The organism is Streptomyces sp. ICC1 (genome assembly GCF_003287935.1).
Classification (GTDB): domain Bacteria; phylum Actinomycetota; class Actinomycetes; order Streptomycetales; family Streptomycetaceae; genus Streptomyces; species Streptomyces tritrimontium.
This window is the reverse complement of the sequence record NZ_CP030287.1, coordinates 1,771,487-1,789,931: the sequence shown is the minus strand read 5'-3', so window position 1 is coordinate 1,789,931 and position 18,445 is coordinate 1,771,487. Positions and strand designations below refer to the sequence as shown.

19 protein-coding genes are annotated in these 18,445 nt (G+C 72.3%); 9 read left to right on the top strand and 10 right to left on the bottom strand.

Annotation, left to right across the window (positions count from 1 at the left end; translation table 11 throughout):
* Positions 1-33 precede the first annotated feature (33 nt).
* Positions 34-360: a WhiB family transcriptional regulator gene (locus DRB96_RS08465; RefSeq protein WP_112447862.1), complete on the top strand. Its 327-nt coding sequence runs from the start codon at positions 34-36 to the stop codon at positions 358-360.
* 251 nt (positions 361-611) lie between these two features.
* Here DRB96_RS08465 and DRB96_RS08460 read toward each other — a convergent pair whose 3' ends face one another.
* Complete coding sequence (locus tag DRB96_RS08460) at positions 612-1,511, bottom strand: LysR family transcriptional regulator (protein ID WP_112447861.1); 900 nt, start codon at positions 1,509-1,511, stop codon at positions 612-614.
* Between the two features lie 79 nt (positions 1,512-1,590).
* Here DRB96_RS08460 and DRB96_RS08455 point away from each other — a divergent pair, with 79 nt between their 5' ends.
* From DRB96_RS08455 to DRB96_RS08445, 3 genes are all read left to right on the top strand, one after another.
* Positions 1,591-2,280, top strand: a complete 690-nt coding sequence (locus DRB96_RS08455) for an MOSC domain-containing protein (RefSeq protein WP_112447860.1) — start codon at positions 1,591-1,593, stop codon at positions 2,278-2,280.
* A gap of 49 nt (positions 2,281-2,329) precedes the next feature.
* On the top strand, positions 2,330-3,103 hold the full coding sequence (locus DRB96_RS08450; RefSeq protein WP_112447859.1) for an SDR family NAD(P)-dependent oxidoreductase: 774 nt from the start codon (positions 2,330-2,332) through the stop codon (positions 3,101-3,103).
* An 89-nt stretch (positions 3,104-3,192) separates the two neighbouring features.
* Complete coding sequence (locus DRB96_RS08445) at positions 3,193-3,891, top strand: ester cyclase (RefSeq protein WP_112447858.1); 699 nt, start codon at positions 3,193-3,195, stop codon at positions 3,889-3,891.
* A 76-nt stretch (positions 3,892-3,967) separates the two neighbouring features.
* On the opposite strand, the gene groL is transcribed toward DRB96_RS08445, so the two are convergent.
* Positions 3,968-5,596 carry a chaperonin GroEL gene (gene groL, locus DRB96_RS08440; protein ID WP_112447857.1) on the bottom strand — a complete coding sequence of 543 codons (1,629 nt, stop codon included), beginning with the start codon at positions 5,594-5,596 and terminating at the stop codon, positions 3,968-3,970.
* 138 nt (positions 5,597-5,734) lie between these two features.
* Positions 5,735-6,043: a co-chaperone GroES gene (groES, locus tag DRB96_RS08435; RefSeq protein WP_008739621.1), complete on the bottom strand. Its 309-nt coding sequence runs from the start codon at positions 6,041-6,043 to the stop codon at positions 5,735-5,737.
* A gap of 541 nt (positions 6,044-6,584) precedes the next feature.
* On the opposite strand from groES, the gene DRB96_RS08430 reads away from it, so the two are divergent.
* From DRB96_RS08430 to DRB96_RS08415, 4 genes are all read left to right on the top strand, one after another.
* The gene (locus DRB96_RS08430) at positions 6,585-7,265 is read left to right on the top strand and encodes a response regulator transcription factor (protein ID WP_112447856.1); all 681 of its coding nucleotides are present in this window, start codon (positions 6,585-6,587) and stop codon (positions 7,263-7,265) included.
* Positions 7,266-7,553: 288 nt separating this feature from the next.
* Positions 7,554-8,987 carry a HAMP domain-containing sensor histidine kinase gene (locus tag DRB96_RS08425; protein ID WP_112447855.1) on the top strand — a complete coding sequence of 478 codons (1,434 nt, stop codon included), beginning with the start codon at positions 7,554-7,556 and terminating at the stop codon, positions 8,985-8,987.
* A gap of 57 nt (positions 8,988-9,044) precedes the next feature.
* Positions 9,045-10,355, top strand: coding sequence for an LCP family protein (locus DRB96_RS08420; protein ID WP_112447854.1), 1,311 nt, complete (start codon positions 9,045-9,047; stop codon positions 10,353-10,355).
* Positions 10,343-11,746 carry an FtsW/RodA/SpoVE family cell cycle protein gene (locus DRB96_RS08415; protein ID WP_112447853.1) on the top strand — a complete coding sequence of 468 codons (1,404 nt, stop codon included), beginning with the start codon at positions 10,343-10,345 and terminating at the stop codon, positions 11,744-11,746. Before DRB96_RS08420 ends, DRB96_RS08415 begins: the two co-directional genes overlap by 13 nt.
* An 80-nt stretch (positions 11,747-11,826) precedes the next feature.
* Here the strand turns inward: DRB96_RS08415 and DRB96_RS08410 are convergent, their stop codons facing one another.
* Entirely contained in the window at positions 11,827-12,705 is an 879-nt protein-coding gene (locus DRB96_RS08410; protein WP_112447852.1) for a polysaccharide deacetylase family protein, read from the bottom strand.
* 14 nt (positions 12,706-12,719) lie between these two features.
* Positions 12,720-13,592: a polysaccharide deacetylase family protein gene (locus tag DRB96_RS08405; RefSeq protein WP_343234509.1), complete on the bottom strand. Its 873-nt coding sequence runs from the start codon at positions 13,590-13,592 to the stop codon at positions 12,720-12,722.
* Between the two features lie 179 nt (positions 13,593-13,771).
* On the opposite strand from DRB96_RS08405, the gene DRB96_RS08400 reads away from it, so the two are divergent.
* Positions 13,772-15,013: a methyltransferase domain-containing protein gene (locus tag DRB96_RS08400; protein ID WP_112447850.1), complete on the top strand. Its 1,242-nt coding sequence runs from the start codon at positions 13,772-13,774 to the stop codon at positions 15,011-15,013.
* On the opposite strand, the gene DRB96_RS08395 is transcribed toward DRB96_RS08400, so the two are convergent.
* The 5 genes from DRB96_RS08395 to tsaB are packed head-to-tail and all read right to left on the bottom strand — an operon-like array spanning position 14,980 to position 18,328.
* Positions 14,980-15,624: a hypothetical protein gene (locus tag DRB96_RS08395; RefSeq protein WP_239516119.1), complete on the bottom strand. Its 645-nt coding sequence runs from the start codon at positions 15,622-15,624 to the stop codon at positions 14,980-14,982. The two genes, DRB96_RS08400 and DRB96_RS08395, sit on opposite strands and share 34 nt — an antisense overlap.
* Positions 15,625-15,677: 53 nt before the next feature.
* Positions 15,678-15,959: a hypothetical protein gene (locus DRB96_RS08390; RefSeq protein ID WP_239516118.1), complete on the bottom strand. Its 282-nt coding sequence runs from the start codon at positions 15,957-15,959 to the stop codon at positions 15,678-15,680.
* Entirely contained in the window at positions 15,956-17,107 is a 1,152-nt protein-coding gene (gene tsaD, locus DRB96_RS08385; protein ID WP_112447849.1) for a tRNA (adenosine(37)-N6)-threonylcarbamoyltransferase complex transferase subunit TsaD, read from the bottom strand. Before tsaD ends, DRB96_RS08390 begins: the two co-directional genes overlap by 4 nt.
* Positions 17,100-17,597: a ribosomal protein S18-alanine N-acetyltransferase gene (rimI, locus tag DRB96_RS08380; protein WP_204358001.1), complete on the bottom strand. Its 498-nt coding sequence runs from the start codon at positions 17,595-17,597 to the stop codon at positions 17,100-17,102. The genes tsaD and rimI overlap by 8 nt, the downstream gene beginning before the upstream one ends.
* Before the next feature lie 53 nt (positions 17,598-17,650).
* On the bottom strand, positions 17,651-18,328 hold the full coding sequence (tsaB, locus tag DRB96_RS08375; protein ID WP_112447847.1) for a tRNA (adenosine(37)-N6)-threonylcarbamoyltransferase complex dimerization subunit type 1 TsaB: 678 nt from the start codon (positions 18,326-18,328) through the stop codon (positions 17,651-17,653).
* Positions 18,329-18,445 lie beyond the last annotated feature (117 nt).

The following is an 18,445-nucleotide window of genomic DNA, read 5'->3' as shown; positions in this document are numbered from 1 at the left end:
TCCGCCTCAGTACCGGCACCAAGAGGACTACCAATGGCAGATTTCTCCCGCCTCCCCGGACCGAACGCCGACCTCTGGGACTGGCAGCTGCTGGCTGCCTGCCGCGGGGTCGACAGCTCCCTCTTCTTCCACCCGGAAGGCGAGCGGGGCGCGGCCAGGAGCGCGCGCGAGGCCTCGGCTAAAGAGGTCTGCATGCGATGCCCGGTGCGTTCTGAATGCGCCGCGCACGCACTCGCCGTCCGCGAGCCCTACGGGGTGTGGGGCGGCCTCACCGAGGACGAACGCGAAGAACTGATGGGTCGCGCACGCCATCGCCTGATCCCCGCGACGACCGCCATCGGACCGATCGCTCCGCACTGAGCGGACTGGTCACGAGGAGTCGAAGGAACGTTTCTTCGATTCATCCGGCCCGCCCGCCGCTCCCCGCGGTGCGCACGGCGTGCCGATCACCGGCCCGGGACGCCACCCGACCGGCCGTACCGCCGTACGGTCCCTCGTGTGGCGGGCCGGCCCGACCCGCTGTACTGCGGCTCCCCACGGGGCTCCGTACGGGGCCCGCACACAGGGGTGCCCCCGTACGGAGTCCCGTACGGGGGCATCCCCGCGCGCGCTCAGCGCCTGGCCGCCCGCTCCAGCTCGGCCAGGGTCGCGGCCACCGCCGGCACCCGGGCCAGGTCGGGCAGGGTCAGCGCGACGACCTCCCGCTCCACGGCCGGCTCCACGACGAGCGTGCTCACGCCCTTGGCCCGTACGGACTCCACCGCGAGCTCCGGCAGCACCGCGACCCCGAGCCCCGCCCCGACCAGGCCGACCACGGCCGGGTAGTCGTCGGTGGCGAAATCGATGCGCGGGGTGAATCCGGCGCCCTCGCAGACCTCGACCAGATGGCGGCGGCAGCGCGGGCATCCCGCGATCCAGGGCTCGTCGGCCAGCTCGGCCATGCCCACCCGCTCCGCGCCCGCCAGCCGGTGCCCCTCGGGAACCAGCCCGACGAGCCGGTCGGTCAGCAGCGGCCGGACCACGAGGTCCTCCCACTCGGCGGACGGCGCCGAGCCCCCGCCGTAGCGGAAGGCCAGCGCGAGATCGCAGTCGCCCTCGCGCAGCATCTCCACCGAGCGCGGCGGCTCGGCCTCCACCAGCGAGATCCGGGTCCCCGGGTGCTCGGCGCGCATCGCCGCCAGCGCGGTGGGCACCAGCGTGGAGCTGCCGCTGGGGAAGGAGACGAGCCGGACCCGGCCCGCGCGCAGGCCCGCGATCGCCGCGACCTCCTCCTCGGCGGCGGTCAGCCCGGCGAGGATCCCGGCGGCATGCCGGACCAGCGCCTCACCGGCCTGGGTGAGGCGCATCTCGCGCCCGGTACGGATCAGCAGCGGAGTGCCGGCGGACTGTTCCAGCGCCTTCATCTGCTGGGAGACGGCCGGCTGGGTGCAGCCCAGCTCGCGGGCCGCGGCGGAGAAGGACCCGGTTCCGGCGACAGCGCGCAGAACTCGGAGATGACGTGCCTCGATCACCCTTCGAGCATAAGGGCTACTTTGATGGCGGCGCCAATAATCCCGTGCCGCTTTGAGACGGTTCGGTTAGCGTGGTGACATGCATCTGATCTCCGTGAACCTCGGCCGCGCGACGGCCGTCGCCTACACCGACGCGGAGGACGGGCTGACCGGCCACCACAAGCTCCCGGCGCACGGCCCCGTGCGCGTCTTCGCCCCGGGCCCCAAGGGCGTCGGGGCGAGCGGCGTCGAGGGGGATGACGTGTGCAGCCTGCGCCACCACGGCGGCGACGACCAGGCCGTGTACGCGTACGCCCGCGAGGACCTGGAGTGGTGGGAGGGCGAGCTGGAGCGCGAGCTGCCCGGCGGGGTCTTCGGCGAGAACTTCACCACCTCCGGGATCGACGTGAACGGCGCGAAGGTCGGCGAGCGCTGGCGGGTCGGCCCCGAGCTGGTCCTGGAGGTGGCCTCGGCGCGCATCCCGTGCCGGACCTTCCAGGGGGTGCTCGGCGAGAAGGCCTGGGTCAAGCGGTTCACCCGGGCCGCGCGGCCGGGCGCGTACCTGCGGGTGATCGAGGAGGGCCGGGTCTCGCCCGGCGACGCCATCGAGGTGCTGCACCGCCCCGACCACGAGGTGACCGTCGCGTTCTGGTTCCGCGCCTTCACCACCGAGCGGGAGCTGCTGCCGCGCACCCTGGCGGTCGGTGACGCGCTGGAGCCCGAGGCGCGGGACAAGGCGCTGGCCTACGTGGCGAAGTACGGGAAGGAGAGGTCCCCGCAAGGGGCCTGACGCACCGGCCGGTACGGGAGGCGGCGCCCCGGGCGGCTAGGTTGCGCGTATGACGACTGCGTTGATTACGGGATCCACGGCGGGCATCGGCGCCGCCTTCGCCCGGCGGCTCGCCGCCCAGGGGCACAACCTCGTCCTGGTGGCCCGGGACACCAGGAGGCTCGGCGAGCAGGCCACCGAACTGCACGACCGGCACGGCATCGAGGCCGAGGTGCTGGTCGCGGACCTCTCCACCGAGGACGGCATCACGGCGGTCGAGGAACGCCTCGGCGACCTCAAGCACCCGGTGGACCTGCTGGTCAACAACGCGGGGTTCGGCAACAAGGGCCGCTACCTCGAAGTCTCCATGGCCGACGAGCTGACCATGCTGAAGGTCCACGTCGAGGCCGTCCTGCGGCTGACCTCGGCGGCGACCGGGTCGATGCGCTCGCGCGGGCGCGGCGGCGTGATCAACGTGGCCTCGGTGGCCGCCTTCCTGCCGCGCGGCACCTACGGGGCGAGCAAGGCCTGGGTCGTGCAGTTCACCCAGGGCGCGGCGAAGGACCTGACCGGTTCGGGCGTACGCCTGATGGCGCTGTGCCCGGGCTTCGTGCGCACCGAGTTCCACGAGCGCGCCGGGATGGGCACGGACAACATCCCCGGCTGGATGTGGCTGGACGCCGACAAGCTGGTGGCCGCGGCCCTGGCGGACCTGGCGCGGGGCAAGACGGTGTCGATCCCGGACCCGCGCTACAAGGCGCTGATGGGCGTGGTGAAGCTGACGCCGCGCGGGCTGCTGGGCGGGGTCTCCTCGCGGACGGGGCGCAAGTACGGGCCGCAGTGACCGGTCTTTGGTGACCTGTGGGTAAACGCGGCATATGGGTGAAATCTCCCTAGACTGGATGTGTCCCATCCAGCGCGGGAGGCGACGCGATGACATTCGTACAAGTAATCGATTACGAGACGAAGCGGTTCGACGAGATGAACGCCCTCATCGACCGCTACGCCGAGCAGGCCGCGGGCAAGCGCACGGTCACGCACACACTCATCGGCAGGGACCGCGACGCCCAGACGCACTACGTGGACCTCGTCGAGTTCCCCTCGTACGAAGAGGCCATGAGGAACTCTCAACTCCCGGAGACCGACCGGATGTTCCAGGAGATGGTGGCCCTCTGCGACGGCATGCCCAAGTTCATGAACCTCGACGTGGTCCGCGACGAGTACCTCAACAAGCTCGTCGTGAACCGGATGTTCGAGGAGATCGCGGTCAAGGGCGACATGGCCGTCGTGGACGAGTGCATCGCGGCCGACTACATCAGCCACGACATCATGGAGAGCGACGGACAGGGCAACGGCCGGGAAGGCCTGCGCCGGACCATCGGCATGTGGCGGGACGCCTTCGAGTTCAACTTCGAGATGACGCGCCAGATCGCCGAAGGCGACTGCGTCACCACGCTCTGGGACTGGAAGGGCACCCACAAGGGCGAGTTCATGGGGGTCGCGCCGACCGGCAGGGAATTCTCCATGTCGGGCTGTACGACCAGCCGCATCGAGAACGGCCAGATCGCGGAAGACTGGTGGTACTACGACGCCCCGGCGCTCATGCGCCAGATGGGCATGATGCCCGGATAGCCAAGGGGAAAGCCCCGGTCACCACCGCTTGGCAGCGGTGACCGGGGCTTTGCCGTGACTGCGACTGCTGACGAGGTCAGTGGCTGTGGCCGTGGCCGTGGCCGTGACCGGCGTCGCCCTCGTCGTCGGCCGGCTTCTCGACGACCAGGGTCTCGGTCGTGAGCAGCAGGGACGCGATGGAAGCGGCGTTCTCCAGCGCGGAGCGGGTGACCTTGACCGGGTCGATGACGCCGGCCTTGACCAGGTCGCCGTACTCGCCGGTGGCGGCGTTGAAGCCCTGGCCCTTCTCGAGCTCGGCGACCTTCGCGGTGATGACGTAGCCCTCGAGGCCGGCGTTCTCCGCGATCCAGCGCAGCGGCTCGACGGCGGCGCGGCGCACGACCGCGACACCGGTGGCCTCGTCGCCCGACAGGCCGAGGTTGCCTTCGAGCACCTTCACGGCGTGGACGAGAGCGGAGCCACCGCCGGAGACGATGCCCTCCTCGACCGCGGCGCGGGTCGCCGAGATGGCGTCCTCGAGACGGTGCTTCTTCTCCTTGAGCTCCACCTCGGTGGCGGCGCCGACCTTGATGACGCAGACGCCGCCGGCGAGCTTCGCCAGGCGCTCCTGCAGCTTCTCGCGGTCCCAGTCCGAGTCGGTCGACTCGATCTCGGCCTTGATCTGGTTGACGCGGCCGAGGACCTCGGCCGAGCTGCCGCCACCGTCGACGATGGTGGTGCTGTCCTTGGAGATCGTGACGCGGCGGGCGGAGCCCAGTACGTCCAGACCGGCCTGGTCGAGCTTGAGGCCGACCTCCTCGGCGATGACGGTGGCACCGGTGAGGGTGGCCATGTCCTGCAGCATCGCCTTGCGGCGGTCACCGAAGCCGGGCGCCTTGACGGCGACGGCGTTGAAGGTGCCACGGATCTTGTTGACGACGAGGGTGGAGAGCGCCTCGCCCTCGACGTCCTCGGCGATGATCAGCAGCGGCTTGGAGGCGCCGGCCTGGATGACCTTCTCGAGCAGCGGCAGGAGGTCCTGGATGGAGGAGATCTTGCCCTGGTTGATCAGGATGTACGGGTCATCGAGGATGGCCTCCATACGCTCCTGGTCGGAGACCATGTACGGGGACAGGTAGCCCTTGTCGAAGGCCATGCCCTCGGTGAACTCGAGCTCCAGGCCGAAGGCGTTGGACTCCTCGACGGTGATGACACCGTCCTTGCCGACCTTGTCCATCGCCTCGGCGATGAGGTCGCCGACCTGCTGGTCCTGCGCGGAGAGCGCGGCCACGGCGGCGATGTCGGACTTGTCCTCGATCGGGCGGGCGGTCGCGAGGAGCTCCTCGGACACGGCCTTGACCGCGGCGTCGATGCCCTTCTTCAGGGCGGCCGGGGAAGCACCCGCGGCGACGTTGCGCAGACCCTCGCGGACCAGTGCCTGGGCCAGGACGGTGGCGGTGGTGGTGCCGTCACCCGCGACGTCGTTGGTCTTGGTCGCGACCTCCTTGACGAGCTGCGCGCCAAGGTTCTCGTACGGGTCGTCCAGCTCGACCTCGCGAGCGATGGTGACACCGTCGTTCGTGATGGTGGGCGCACCGAACTTCTTGTCGATCACGACGTTGCGGCCCTTGGGGCCGATCGTCACCTTGACCGTGTCGGCAAGCTTGTTGACGCCGCGCTCGAGGGCGCGACGGGCGTCCTCGTCAAACTTGAGAATCTTCGGCATGGGAGCGGTTCAGCCCTCTCGTTGCGATCCCCGGCCGCTCACCGCGACCGCCTGTGCAGAAACGAACTACGCCCCTCGCCGCCCGGCATCAGCAGGGGTGACCAGGGGCGTAGCTCAAAGCAAAACTGAAGAAGTGACTTACTTCTCGACGATCGCGAGCACGTCGCGGGCCGAGAGGACGAGGTACTCCTCGCCGTTGTACTTCACTTCGGTGCCGCCGTACTTGGAGTACAGGACGACGTCGCCGACGGTGACGTCCAGCGGAAGACGCTGGCCGTCCTCGAAGCGACCCGGGCCAACCGCGAGGACGACGCCCTCCTGGGGCTTCTCCTTCGCGGTGTCCGGGATGACCAGGCCAGAGGCTGTGGTCTGCTCGGCGTCGAGCGGCTGGACCACAATGCGGTCCTCGAGCGGCTTGATGGCAACCTTGGAGCTGGTGGTCGTCACGTTCCGACCTCCCCCTTCGGAGATCCGGGGTTAACTGTCTGAGGTGGCGACCAGGTCGATCCGTCGTCGCGGGAGCCGGACCTGCCTGTCGCTGTGTTGGCACTCACCAGGGGCGAGTGCCAGACGCGAGACTATTCCGGGGATTAGCACTCGGTCAAGCGGAGTGCCAATACGCGCCGCTCGTTTCGCCGCCCGGACCGCCCTGGAGGCGGCCCGGAACCCCACCCCGGGCCCGCGGCCCCGGACCCGCCGCCGGGTGCGGCACCGCTGCCGGGGCGGAGCCCCGGAAGGAGTCCGGGCGCAGCCCGGGGCTCGCCTTCTCAGCCCGTCCGGCGCTTGAGGACCGGGGTCCGGGCAGCGCCCGGGGAACGGTGGAAGGGCGGGTAGGGGACCTCCGCACCGCAGGGCAGCACCACCCGCACCCGCCCACCGGGGCCGGGACGCTCGGGCGGCAACCCCGCCCGGTCACCGGCGGACGGCGTCCCGCGCAGCGATGCGGGCCGCACATCAAGGGGGGTGCCCGGTATGTGAGGCTTGGGGCATGCGGATTCTGGTCGTCGAAGACGAAGTGGGGCTTGCCGAGACGTTGCGGCGCGGCCTCTCCGCCGACGGCCACTGGACCGACCTCGCCCACGACGGCCACCGCGGGCTGGAACTCGCCCTCTCCGGCGGCCCGTACGACGTGGTCCTGCTCGACCTGATGCTCCCCGGACCCTCGGGCTTCGAGATCTGCCGGCGCATGCGCGCCCACGGCGACCCCACCCCCGTCCTCATGCTGACCGCCAAGGACGGCGAGTACGACGAGGCCGAGGGCCTGGACTCCGGCGCCGACGACTACCTCACCAAGCCGTTCTCCTTCGTCGTCCTCGCCGCCCGGCTGCGCGCGCTCGCCCGCCGGGCCGCCGCCCCGCGCCCCAGCGTCCTGCAGGCCGGCGACCTCCTCCTCGACCCGCGCGGCCGCCGCTGCCGGCGCGGCCCGCACGAGATCGAGCTGACCGCCCGCGAGCTCGGCGTCCTGGCCTGCCTGATGGAGCAGCCCGGCCGGGCCGTCGCCAAGCAGGACATCCTCGACGAGGTCTGGGACACCCCGCACGGCATCGACCCGAACATCGTCGAGGTCTACGTCTCCTCGCTCCGCCGCAAGATCGACGCCCCCTTCGGCCGCCGCTCGATCCTCACCGTCCACGGCACCGGCTACCGGATGGCCCCGGACGGTGGCTAGTGCTGTGACCGGAAAGGTTTGCCGGGTCGCGGTGTTCGGTGCGGTGCATCGCAAGGCGGAGGACCACGCCTCGTACTGGACGTACCGGTGTGGTCCGACAACGCGGCGAGGTGCCGTGCCGGGCGCCGCGACCCGGTGAACCCTTCCGGTCACAGCACTAGCGCCCGGTCCCGACCCCGGCTCCGACCCCGGTCCGGGTCCGGGTCCGGGTCCCGGGGCCGGTCCGGCGCCCGGACACGCCGGCTCGGCAGCCTGCGGGCCCGCGCCGCCGCGGCCGCCGCCCTCGCGATGGCCGCCGTGCTCGCCACCGGCGGGCTGTGGCTCTACACCGTGCTGCGCGCCAACCTCATCGAGAACACCACCGGCCGCACCGAGCTCGCCGCCCGCAAGGTCGCCGCCCAGCTGGACACCGCGACCCTCCCGGCGGGCGGCCGACTGCCCGCGCCCGAGGGCGGCGTCGACCTGGTCCTCGTACGGGACGCGGCCGGCGCGACCGTCGCCACCAGCGGGGACCTCGAGGACACCCCCGAGCCCGCCGGGCCGGGCATCGCGCCCGGCGACGACTCCCGGTCGGCGGTCCTGGAGCCCGCGCGCCCCGGCGCGCAGCGGCGCGTCGTGGTCGCCGTCCAGGCCCCCGGCCCGCCGGGGGCGCACGCCCCGCACACCGTGTACGCCATGACCGTGCTCGGCGACGTCGACGACGCCAACCGGGCCGTCGCCTTCGGCCTGCTGGCCGGCGCGCCCCCGCTGATCGCCTTCTCGGCGCTCCTGGCCTGGTGGGTGACCGGGCACGCGCTGCGCCCCGTCACCGCGATCCGCACCGAGCTGGCGGCGGTCACCGCGAGCGAGCTGAACCGGCGGGTCCCGGACCCGGGCGGCGCCGACGAGATCGCGCGGCTGGCCCGGACCGTCAACGCCACCCTCGACCGGCTGGAGCGCAGCGACGCCCGGCAGCGGCAGTTCACCGCCGACGCCTCGCACGAGCTGCGCAACCCCCTAGCGGCCGTGCGGTCCCGGCTGGAGGTGGCGCTGCGGGACCCCGACCGGGAGTCCGTGGCGGCCGCGCTGGCCGATACCGAGCGGCTCCAGCGCATCGCGGCCGATCTGCTCCTGCTGGCCCGCCTCGACGGCGGACCCGCGCCGCGCACCGAGCCGGTGGACCTCGCGCTGCTGGCCGCCGAGGACGTGGCGCGGCGCCCGGAGCCCCGGGTCGCGCTGCGGCTGGACGCGCGGGCCCCCGTACCGGCCGCCGGGGATCCTGCGCGCCTGGAGCGGGCGCTGGCCAACCTGGTGGACAACGCCCTGCGGTACGCCCGCACCGAGGTCACCGTCAGGGCGGGCGCCGACGGCGACGGCTGGGCGGTGCTGGAGGTGGCCGACGACGGGCCGGGCATCCCGGAGGCGGACCGGGACCGGGTCTTCGAGCGGTTCGTACGGCTGGACGCGGACCGGGGCCGGACCAGCGGCGGCACCGGCCTGGGCCTGGCGATCGCCCGGGAGATCGCGCGGGCGCACGGCGGTGACGTCCGGGCGCTCCCCGCGCCCGCCGGCCGTGCCGGTGCGCGGCTGGTGCTGCGGGTGCCGGGGCGCGGGCCCGGGCGCGGGCCTGAAGGCGGCCCGGAGACCGGCCCAGCGATCGGCCCGGAGACCGGCCCAGCGATCGGCCCGGAGACCGGCCCGGAGATCGGCCCGGGAGGCGGGCCACCGCCCGCCCGTCCCTGAAGGCGGTTTCAGGACCCTCAGGATTCCTTCAGCCGCGCTCCCCCAGCATCGACAGGCATGAGCGCCCACCGCAGGAAGCCCCCGGAGCGGGAACGGCCGCCACAGGCCCCCGCGACCCGCCGCCGCAGGCCCTCGCGCCGGAGCCGGCTCGTCCGCACCCTGCTGGCGGCCGGCTGCGCGCTGGCGGTGATCGCCGGCGGCTCGGCCTGGTACCTGTACCGGGACCTGGTCTCCAGCATCGGCAGTTCCAAGGCCCTGGAGGGCGCCGAGAAGTCGAAGCACGGCGATGTGAACATCCTGCTGATGGGCCTGGACAGCCGCCGCGACCAGAACGGCGAGGACCTCCCGCCGGAGATCCTCGACAAACTGCACGCGGGCGCCAGCTCCGACGTCGGCGGCTACAACACCAACACCCTGATCCTGCTGCACGTCCCCGGCGACGGCGGCAAGGCGAAGGCCTTCTCGGTGCCGCGCGACGATTTCGTCGACCTGCGGGGCGTGCCCGGGTTCACCGGCAAGGCCAAGATCAAGGAGGCGTACGGGCGGGCGAAGGCCACGACCGAGGAGCAGCTCTCGGCCCGGGGGGTCACGGACAAGAGGCAGTTGGAGCGCGAGGGGCGCGAGGCGGGGCGCAAGGCGGAGATCGAGACGGTCCGCACCTTCCTCGGGGTCCCGATCGACCATTTCGCCGAGCTGAACCTGGCCGGCTTCTACCATCTGGCGGACGCGCTGGGCGGCGTACCGGTCTGCCTGAACCACGCCGTGAAGGACAAGAACTCCGGGGCCGACTTCTCGGCCGGGCGGCACGAGCTGGACGGCCGGCAGTCGCTGGCCTTCGTCCGGCAGCGGATGGGGCTGACCATGGGCGACCTGGACCGGACGAAGCGGCAGCAGGCCTTCCTCGCGGGGGCGACGTACAAGCTCAATCAGGCCGGGACCTTCACCGATCCGGTGAAACTGCTCAAGCTGATCGACACCGCGAAGCAGGACGTCGTCACCGATCAGGGGTGGGACCTGCTGTCGTTCGTGCAGCAGGCCAAGAGCCTGTCGGGGGGCAACGTGGAATTTGTGACCCTTCCCATCGAGCGCTTCGACAGGAACCATGGGTCCGACATAAACGTCGTAGACGATATGAAGATAAAGCGCCTCATTGCCGAGCAGATCGGTCCCAGGGCCTCTGCGAGTCCGAGCGCACCGGGCGCCGCTCCCTCACCGGCGGGCACTCCCGCACCGGCCGCGTCCGCGTCCGGCCCGGCGTCCGGCCCGGCGTCCGGCCCGGGCTCCGCGCCCGCACCGACCCCGTCGAAGTCGAAGGAAGACAACGGCATCCCCGCCATCGACGGCGGCGGCGTTCCGTGCGTGGACTGAAACCCCTGACGTCGGCGGGCGCGCGCCGCCGCACCGAAGCACTGCTGCTCGTCCTCGTCCTCGGCGTGACCATTTCCGGCCACATCAGCGCGGGCCTCGCGATGAACGACGCGCTGCCGGCCGGCCTCACCGGCTTCGTGATCAGCATGACGCTGCTCGCGCTGGTGGGGCACCTGGCCGTGCGCCGGTTCGCGGCGTACGCGGATCCGCTGATCTTCCCCATCGCCCTGCTGATGACCGGGCTGGGCCTGGTGCTGCTGCACCGGCTCGACCAGGGGTACCTGGAGCGGTACAACTCGCCGGCGACGGCGCCCGGCCAGCTGATGTGGTCGGTGGTCGGCGTCGCGGCCTGCATCGCGGTGCTGGGGCTGCTGCGCGACCACCGGCTGCTGCAGCGGTTCATCTACATCACGATGGCCGTCGCCCTGGTGGCGCTGATCGCGCCGGCGTTCTTCGGCGCGGACAAGTTCGGGGCGAAGCGCTGGATCACCGTCGGCTCGCTCTCGGTCCAGCCCGGCGAGTTCGTGAAGATCATGATCGCGATCTTCTTCGCGGGCTACCTGGTCATCCACCGCGACTCGCTGGCCCTGTCGGGCCGCAAGTTCCTCGGCATGCGGCTGCCCCCGATGCGCCAACTCGGACCGATCATCACGGTGTGGATCGTGTCGCTCCTCGTCCTCGTCTTCGAGCGCGACCTCGGCACCTCGCTGATCTTCTTCGGCGTCTTCGTGGTGATGCTCTACGTCGCCACCGAACGCACCAGCTGGACCATCTTCGGCCTGCTGATGTCCTGCGTGGGCGCCTTCGTCGTCGGCTCGGTCGAGCCGCACGTCAAGGGGCGCGTGGCCGCGTGGCTCAACCCGCTGTCCTACTACTCGAACCCCCGGCCGCCGGGCATCATCTCGGACCAGTCGGCGCAGGCGCTGTTCAGCTTCGGCACCGGCGGCGTCACGGGCACCGGGCTGGGCATGGGCCACCCGGAGCTGCTCGGCTTCGCCGGCCGCAGCGACTTCATCCTGACGACGGTGGGCGAGGAGCTGGGCCTGGTCGGCGTCATGGCCGTCCTCGCCCTGTACGGGCTCCTCGTGCAGCGGGGGCTGCGGATGTCGCTGGGCGCGCGCGACCCCTTCGGCAAGCTGCTGGCCGTGGGCCTGTCCTCGGCGCTGGCCCTGCAGGTCTTCGTGGTGGCGGGCGGCGTGACGGGCCTGATCCCCCTGACGGGCAAGGCGCTGCCCTTCCTGGCCAGCGGCGGCTCGTCCCTGCTGGCCAACTGGATCATGATCGCCCTGCTGCTGCGGATCTCCGACAGCGCGGAACGCCAGCGCGAGGCGGACAGCCGGGGACCGGTGGCAACGACGATCACACCGGCGCTGACCCCGCAGTCGGTCTGAGCGGGGCGGGGCGGGGCCAGTCGGCCGGCCCGGCCCGGTCTACCCGACCCGGCCCGGTCTGCCCGACCCGGCCCCCTCGGTCAGAGGTAGTCCTCCAGCCGACCGATCCGGTAGCCCTGCTCCTGTATCCGCTGGAGCATCCGCGTCGTCATCTCGGTCTCCGTCGTGCCCTTGAGCTCCGACGGGCCGCGGAAGTGGGCCAGGACGATGTCACCCGGCTTGAGCGCGGAGCCCTCGGCGTACTGGAAGTTGTTGATCTGCATCGACACGCGCCACAGGAGCAGCTGCGATATCCCGCACTCGTGCGCGGCCCTGAGGGTGTCGTCGTTGTAGTTGCCGTACGGCGGGCGGAACCGGGCCGGCTTCGTGCCGAAGCGCTTCTCCAGGCGTTCCTGCTGCCCGCATATCTCCTTCTTCTGCGCCTCGAAGGACAGGGTCCGCAGGTTCGGGTGCGTCAGCGTGTGGTTGTTTATCGTGCTGCCCGAGCCGTTGTCGCGGAGCGCCTCGAAGTGGCCGTAGTCCGACGAGGCGATGGCGTCCGTCAGGAACATGCTGATCGGCAGCTTCAGCTCGGCGGCCATCTTCAGGAACTCGGGGCTCTTCTCGGCGCCGTCGTCGAACGTCAGGAAGACGACCTTGTCGTCCGCCGGGACGGGTATTCGGTCCACGACCTGGACCCGGCCCGGCTGCGCCGGCGGGATCTGCGCCCTGGCCGCGGGCTTGGGGGCGTACTGGAGGGGGGCGTTCAGGCCCCACTTCCGGTACGCCTCGTCCCCCGCGGAGCTCGGCCCCGGCGCCGTCCCCGCCCCCGTCCCGGACGGTGAGGACGTGGCCGGGGGCGGCGCGGACCGCCCCGCCTCCGTGGTCCCCGGACCCATCCGTCCGGTGGGGTCCGCGCTGCCCCCGCACCCCGTCAGGGACAGCGCGAGCGCGCCGGCCGCCAGCGTTCCGGCTGTCAACCGGCGCGCGTACCTCACAAGTAATCCTCCAGGCGAGCCACGGCGTACCCCTTGTCCGTGACGGTCTTCATGACATGACGGATCATGTCAGTCATGCTGCCCTTCCAGTCTTCCTTGCCCCGGAAGTGCGTGAGGATGATGTCACCGGGGTGCAGGTCCTTGTCCCACTCCCGCCAGTCCATCCGGTTCGGGAAGGCTTCCTCGTTCCACAGCGGAACGGCCTTGACCCCGCAGGACTTGGCCGCGCGCAGCGTGTCCTCGTTGTAGTTCCCGTACGGCGGGCGGAACAGCGTGGGCCGCTTGCCGAACTGCTTCTCGATCGTGTCCTGCTGCCCGCAGATCTCCTGCCGCTGCTTCTCGTAGGAGAGCGCCGGCATGTAGCGGTGGTTGAGCGTGTGGTTGTTGAGCGTGACGCCCGCCGCCTGCATCTCCTTGAAGTACGGGTAGTTGTCCCGCACCAGGTAGTCGCTCAGGAACGCGGTGTACGGGAGCTTCAGCTCCTGCATCATCTTCAGGAACTCGGGATCCTTCTCCGCGCCGTCGTCGATCGTCAGGAAGACGACCTTCTCCTCCGTGGGGACGGTGGTGAAGACCGGGGGCAGGTTCTCCTGGTCCTCCACCTCGAAGCCGTCCCGAGTGGTGATCTCGGGCTTCGTCTTGGGCGCGGCCGGGGCCATGAGCGGCGGTTTGACCAGGCCCCACTTCTTCGCGGCGACCACCCGCGCCTGCTGGGCGGCCTTCAGCTTCTCGGCGTAGTTGCCGAGCGCGCCGGCCGCGCCGGCCGGCTCGGCGCCGGCGGCGGCCTTCGCCTTCGCGGCCTTGTCCGGCGACCCGGGCTCCGCGGATCCGCACCCGGTCGCCACTGCGGCGACCAGCAGTGCGGCCATCGCGGCCATCCCCAACCGGCCTCGCGCTGCTGCCGCGATCCGGTGACCCTGTTGCGTCTTATGTTCCTTTTGTCGGACTAGCTGCATAGCTGAGCATCCTGGCATCCGCCCGGCCCGCGCCCCGGCCGACACCGCGAGCGGAATTCGACCTTCCTCCGACTGGCCCACCGTGGCCGACAATGGATCCCGTGACCCCCGAAGACTTCGCCGCGCTCCTCGCCCCCGAGGGCCACGCCCTCCTCGACTCGCTCCGGGACTACGACCCCGCCCAGGAGCTCGCCGTCGCCACCCGGCTGCGCCGCGAGCACCCCGCCGCGCTGGTCTCCGCCGCCCTCGGGCAGGCCCGGCTGCGCCAGCGCGCGGTGGCGAAGTTCGGGGCCGAGGACGCGGGCCGGATGTACTTCACCCCCGGCGGCGGGGAGATGGCCACGCGCGCGTCCGTGGCCTCGTACCGCGCCGAGCGGCTCGCCGCCCTCGGCGTACGCAGCCTCGCGGACCTGTGCTGCGGCATCGGCGGCGACGCCCTGGCCCTGGCCCGGCTCGGCATCCGCGTGCTCGCGGTGGACCACGACCCGCTGACCGTCGCCGTCGCCCGCGCCAACGCCGAGGCGCTGGGGCTGGCCGACCTGATCGAGGTCCTGGAGGCGGACGTGACGGAGGTGGACACCGCCGGGTACGACGCCGTCTTCATCGACCCGGCCCGCCGGGGCGGCCGCGGCCGGATCTTCGATCCGGAGTCCTACTCCCCGCCGCTCTCGTGGGCCGTGGAGACCGCGCGCGCCGCGAAGTTCGCCGCCATCAAGGTCGCGCCCGGGATCCCGCACGAGGCGGTCCCGGCGGAGGCCTGCGCGGAGTGGATCTCCGACCAGGGGGACGTGAAGGAGGCCGTCCTGTGGTTCGGGACCGCCCCGGGCGAGATCCGCGCCACGCTGCTGCCCGGGCCGCGCGCGCTGGTGACCGCCGATCCGCTGCCCGACCCCGAGGCCGGGCCCGTCGGCCGCTACCTCTACGAGCCCGACGGCGCCGTGATCCGGGCCCACTTGGTCGCGGAGGTCGCCGAGCAGCTGGACGGCAGGCTGATCGACCCGACCATCGCGTACATCACCGCGGACGAGCTGCGCGCGACCCCGTACGCGACCGCGTACGAGATCACCGACGTGCTGCCCTTCGGGCTGAAGAAGCTCAAGGCCCTGCTGCGCGAGCGCGGGGTCGGCATCCTGACGGTGAAGAAGCGCGGCTCGGCGGTCGAGCCGGAGGAGCTGCGCAAGAAGGTCAAGCCGCAGGGGCCGAACTCCGCGACCGTGTTCCTGACCCGGGTCGCCGGGGCGCCCTCGATGCTGATCGGCTCACCGGCGACCGCGGACGGGGGCGCGGGCGCGGCACGGGTTCACGCGGCCCCGGGGTCCCCGAAAGACCTCTGAGAGACGGCCTGGAAGCGGATCGCCCACCGGTAGTGCGCGCCCGCCTTGCCCAGGCCCAGCAGGGCGGTGATCCACAGGATCATGCCGAGGCCCATGGTGTAGGCGACCTCGCCGTACGTGTCCGCGCCCGGCCGGGCCGCCGCCGCCGACCCGAAGGTCACCCAGAGCCCGAGCGCGCCCAGGGCGAAGGAGGCGAGCAGCCAGGTCAGGCTGCGCCCCGGCGCGCGCATCGCGCGGTCGGCGGCCGGGTCCGGCTCCAGTTCCGCCCACGCGCACATCAGCCTGCGTACCTGCCGGTCCCGCTTGGCGCCCCAGGCGAACCAGAATCCGGCCGGGATCAGCACGCCCACCCCGAGCACGGCGAAGATCAGGCCGAAGAGGTACGAGAGCGGATCGTGCGTCTCGAAGGCCATCAGCGCCATGCCGACGAAGGACCAGCCCAGGGCGAAGACCGCCGAGACCGCCCAGAGCAGCAGCAGCCGCCCGAAGCCCAGACTGCGCCGCCCGAGCTCGCTCAGGAACCGGGCGCGGTCGGCCCGCACGGTGTGCTCGTCGAGCCAGGCGCGCAGGTGCGCGGGAGGGGGCGGCGGAGGCAGGTCACAGCGGGGCATGCGCATGACCATAGCGGCAGGTCGCGGGGCCCGGCGGGCCCCCGCCCGGAGGCTCAGCTTCCGCCGGGCCCCTCCGCCCCGACCGACTCGAAGCGCCAGCGGTGCACCGCCCGCGTGATCAAGTCGGCTTCCGGTTCGGGCAGTTCGGGCAGGTCGTCGGAGACTCCCCCGGGCGTCTCCCACCAGGTGATGACGAGCACCCGGCCCTGCGGGGCGCGGAACACCTCCCGGCGCACCGGCTCTTGGGCCAGCACCCGCGAACGGGCCCACTCCAGCAGCTCGTTGCCCCGCCCGGGCACGGCCCGGGCCTCCCACATCAGCGCGACGGTGCTCACGAGTACAGGTTGTCCTTGCTCAGCTCGTGCACGTGGTCGTGATCGTGCCCGTGGCCGTGGCCGTGGCCGTGATCGTGGCCGTCCCCGTGGGAAGGGCCGTGCGAGCGGCCGGGAACGTGCGGGTCGGTCACCGGGAGCGAGGAGTCCGCCGACAGGTCCCAGTCCGAGGCCGGCCGGTTGCGCTTGACCATCTCCGCGCCGAGCGCCGCCACCATCGCGCCGTTGTCCGTGCACAGCCCCGGCCGCGGCACCCGCAGGATGATCCCCGCGGCTTCGCACCGCTCCTGCGCGAGGGCGCGCAGCCGGGAGTTGGCCGCGACGCCGCCGCCGATCATCAGGTGGTCGACGCCCTCGTCCTTGCACGCGCGGACCGCCTTGCGCGTCAGCACGTCCACCACGGCCTCCTGGAAGGACGCCGCCACGTCGCGCACCGGCACGTCCTCGCCCGCCTTGCGCTTCGCCTCGATCCAGCGGGCGACCGAGGTCTTGAGCCCGGAGAAGGAGAAGTCGTACGCCGCGTCGCGCGGCCCGGTCAGCCCGCGCGGGAAGTTGATGGCCTTCGGGTCGCCCTCGCGCGCGAGCCGGTCGATGACCGGTCCGCCGGGGAAGCCCAGCTGCAGCACGCGCGCGATCTTGTCGAAGGCCTCGCCCGCCGCGTCGTCGATGGTCGCGCCCAGCGGCCGCACGTCGGAGGTGATGTCGGGAGCCAGCAGCAGCGAGGAGTGCCCGCCGGAGACCAGCAGCGCCATCGTCGGCTCGGGCAGCGGCCCGTGCTCCAGCTGGTCGACGCAGATGTGCGAGGCCAGGTGGTTCACCCCGTACAGCGGCTTGCCCAGCGCGTAGGCGTAGGCCTTCGCGGCCGAGACGCCCACCAGCAGGGCTCCCGCGAGGCCCGGACCCGCGGTGACGGCGATCCCGTCGAGGTCGCGGGCGCTGACCCCGGCCTCCTTCAGGGCGCGCTCGATGGTGGGGACCATCGCCTCCAGGTGCGCGCGCGAGGCCACCTCGGGCACGACGCCGCCGAAGCGGGCGTGCTCGTCGACGCTGGAGGCGATGGCGTCCGCGAGCAGGGTCGTGCCCCGGACGACGCCGACGCCGGTCTCGTCGCAGGAGGTCTCGATGCCGAGGACGAGCGGTTCGTCAGCCATGGGTCTCACTTCTTACGGCGTCTTGGAAGGTCGGGGGCAGGGAGGTGGCGGGATCGGAGAGGCGCATCACGAGCGCGTCCACGTTGCCGGGCTGGTAGTAGCCGCGCCGGAAGCCGATCGCCTCGAAGCCGAAGCGCTCGTACAGCTTCTGGGCGCGGGTGTTGTCCACCCGCACCTCCAGCAGCACCTCGGCGCACTCGAACGCGGTGGCGGCGCGCAGCAGGTCGGTGAGCAGCCGGGCGCCGAGCCCGGTGCCCCACTGGTCGCGCGCGGCCGCGATGGTCTGTACGTCGCCCAGGTCCCCGGCGGCGGCCAGCCCGGCGTAGCCGACCAGGCGGCCGTCCGGGGCTTCGGCGACGACGTAGCGGCGGGTGGCCCGCGGGCCGCGGGCGCGGGCGAGTTCGGACCAGAACATCCCGGCGGACCAGGCGTCCTCGGGGAAGAGCTCGTGCTCCAGTTCCAGCACGGGTCCGATGTCCCACCAGCGCATCTCGCGCAGCAGCGCGGCCGGGGCGGCCGGGGCGGCGGGGGCGGCGGGGCCGGTCACTGCGGGGTGACCACCTTGTAGTTCTTGGGCACCTGGGCGTCGGGCCGGCGCAGGTAGAGCGGGGCCGGGGGCGCGCCCTCGACGTTCTCGAACGCCGTGCCGGCGGCGAGCCGCCGCGCCGCCAGGGCCGCGAGGGCGCCGGCCGACTGGTGCTCGGGGTCGCGGGCGTCGGTGAACACCTCGGGGTAGAGCCGCGCGCCCTGCCCGACGGCGGGCAGTCCGGCGACCCGCTCGGCGATGTCGGCCGGCCGGTCCACCGCCGGGTCCCCGACCCGGGTGAGCGGGTCCTCGTAGCGGGCCCAGTAGACCTCCTTGCGCCGTGCGTCGGTGGCCACGGTGAAGGGGCCCTCGATCCCGGCGGCGCCGGCCGCGTAGGCCAGCCCGTCGAGGGTGCACAGCCCGTACACGGGCACGCCGAGGACGGAGGCGAAGGTGGAGGCGGTGACGAGGCCGACCCGCAGTCCGGTGTAGGGGCCGGGGCCGACGCCGACGACGATGCCGGTGACGGCTTCGAGCGTGAGCCCCGCCTCGGCGAGGACCTTGTCGACGGAGGGCAGCAGGAGCTCCCCGTGGCGGCGGGCGTCGACCTGGTTCGACTCGGCGAGTACGGACTCGCCGTCGTGCAGGGCGACGGTGACGGCGGGCGTGGCGGTATCTACAGCGAGCAAGAGCACGCGAACAGCCTACGACTCCGGGGCCCCGGGCCCTTGCGGCCGGTCTACGGGCACCCCGGCTGCTACCTTCGACCCAGGTCTCGGGGCTCGACCGTTCGACGACGCGTACAGCTGATC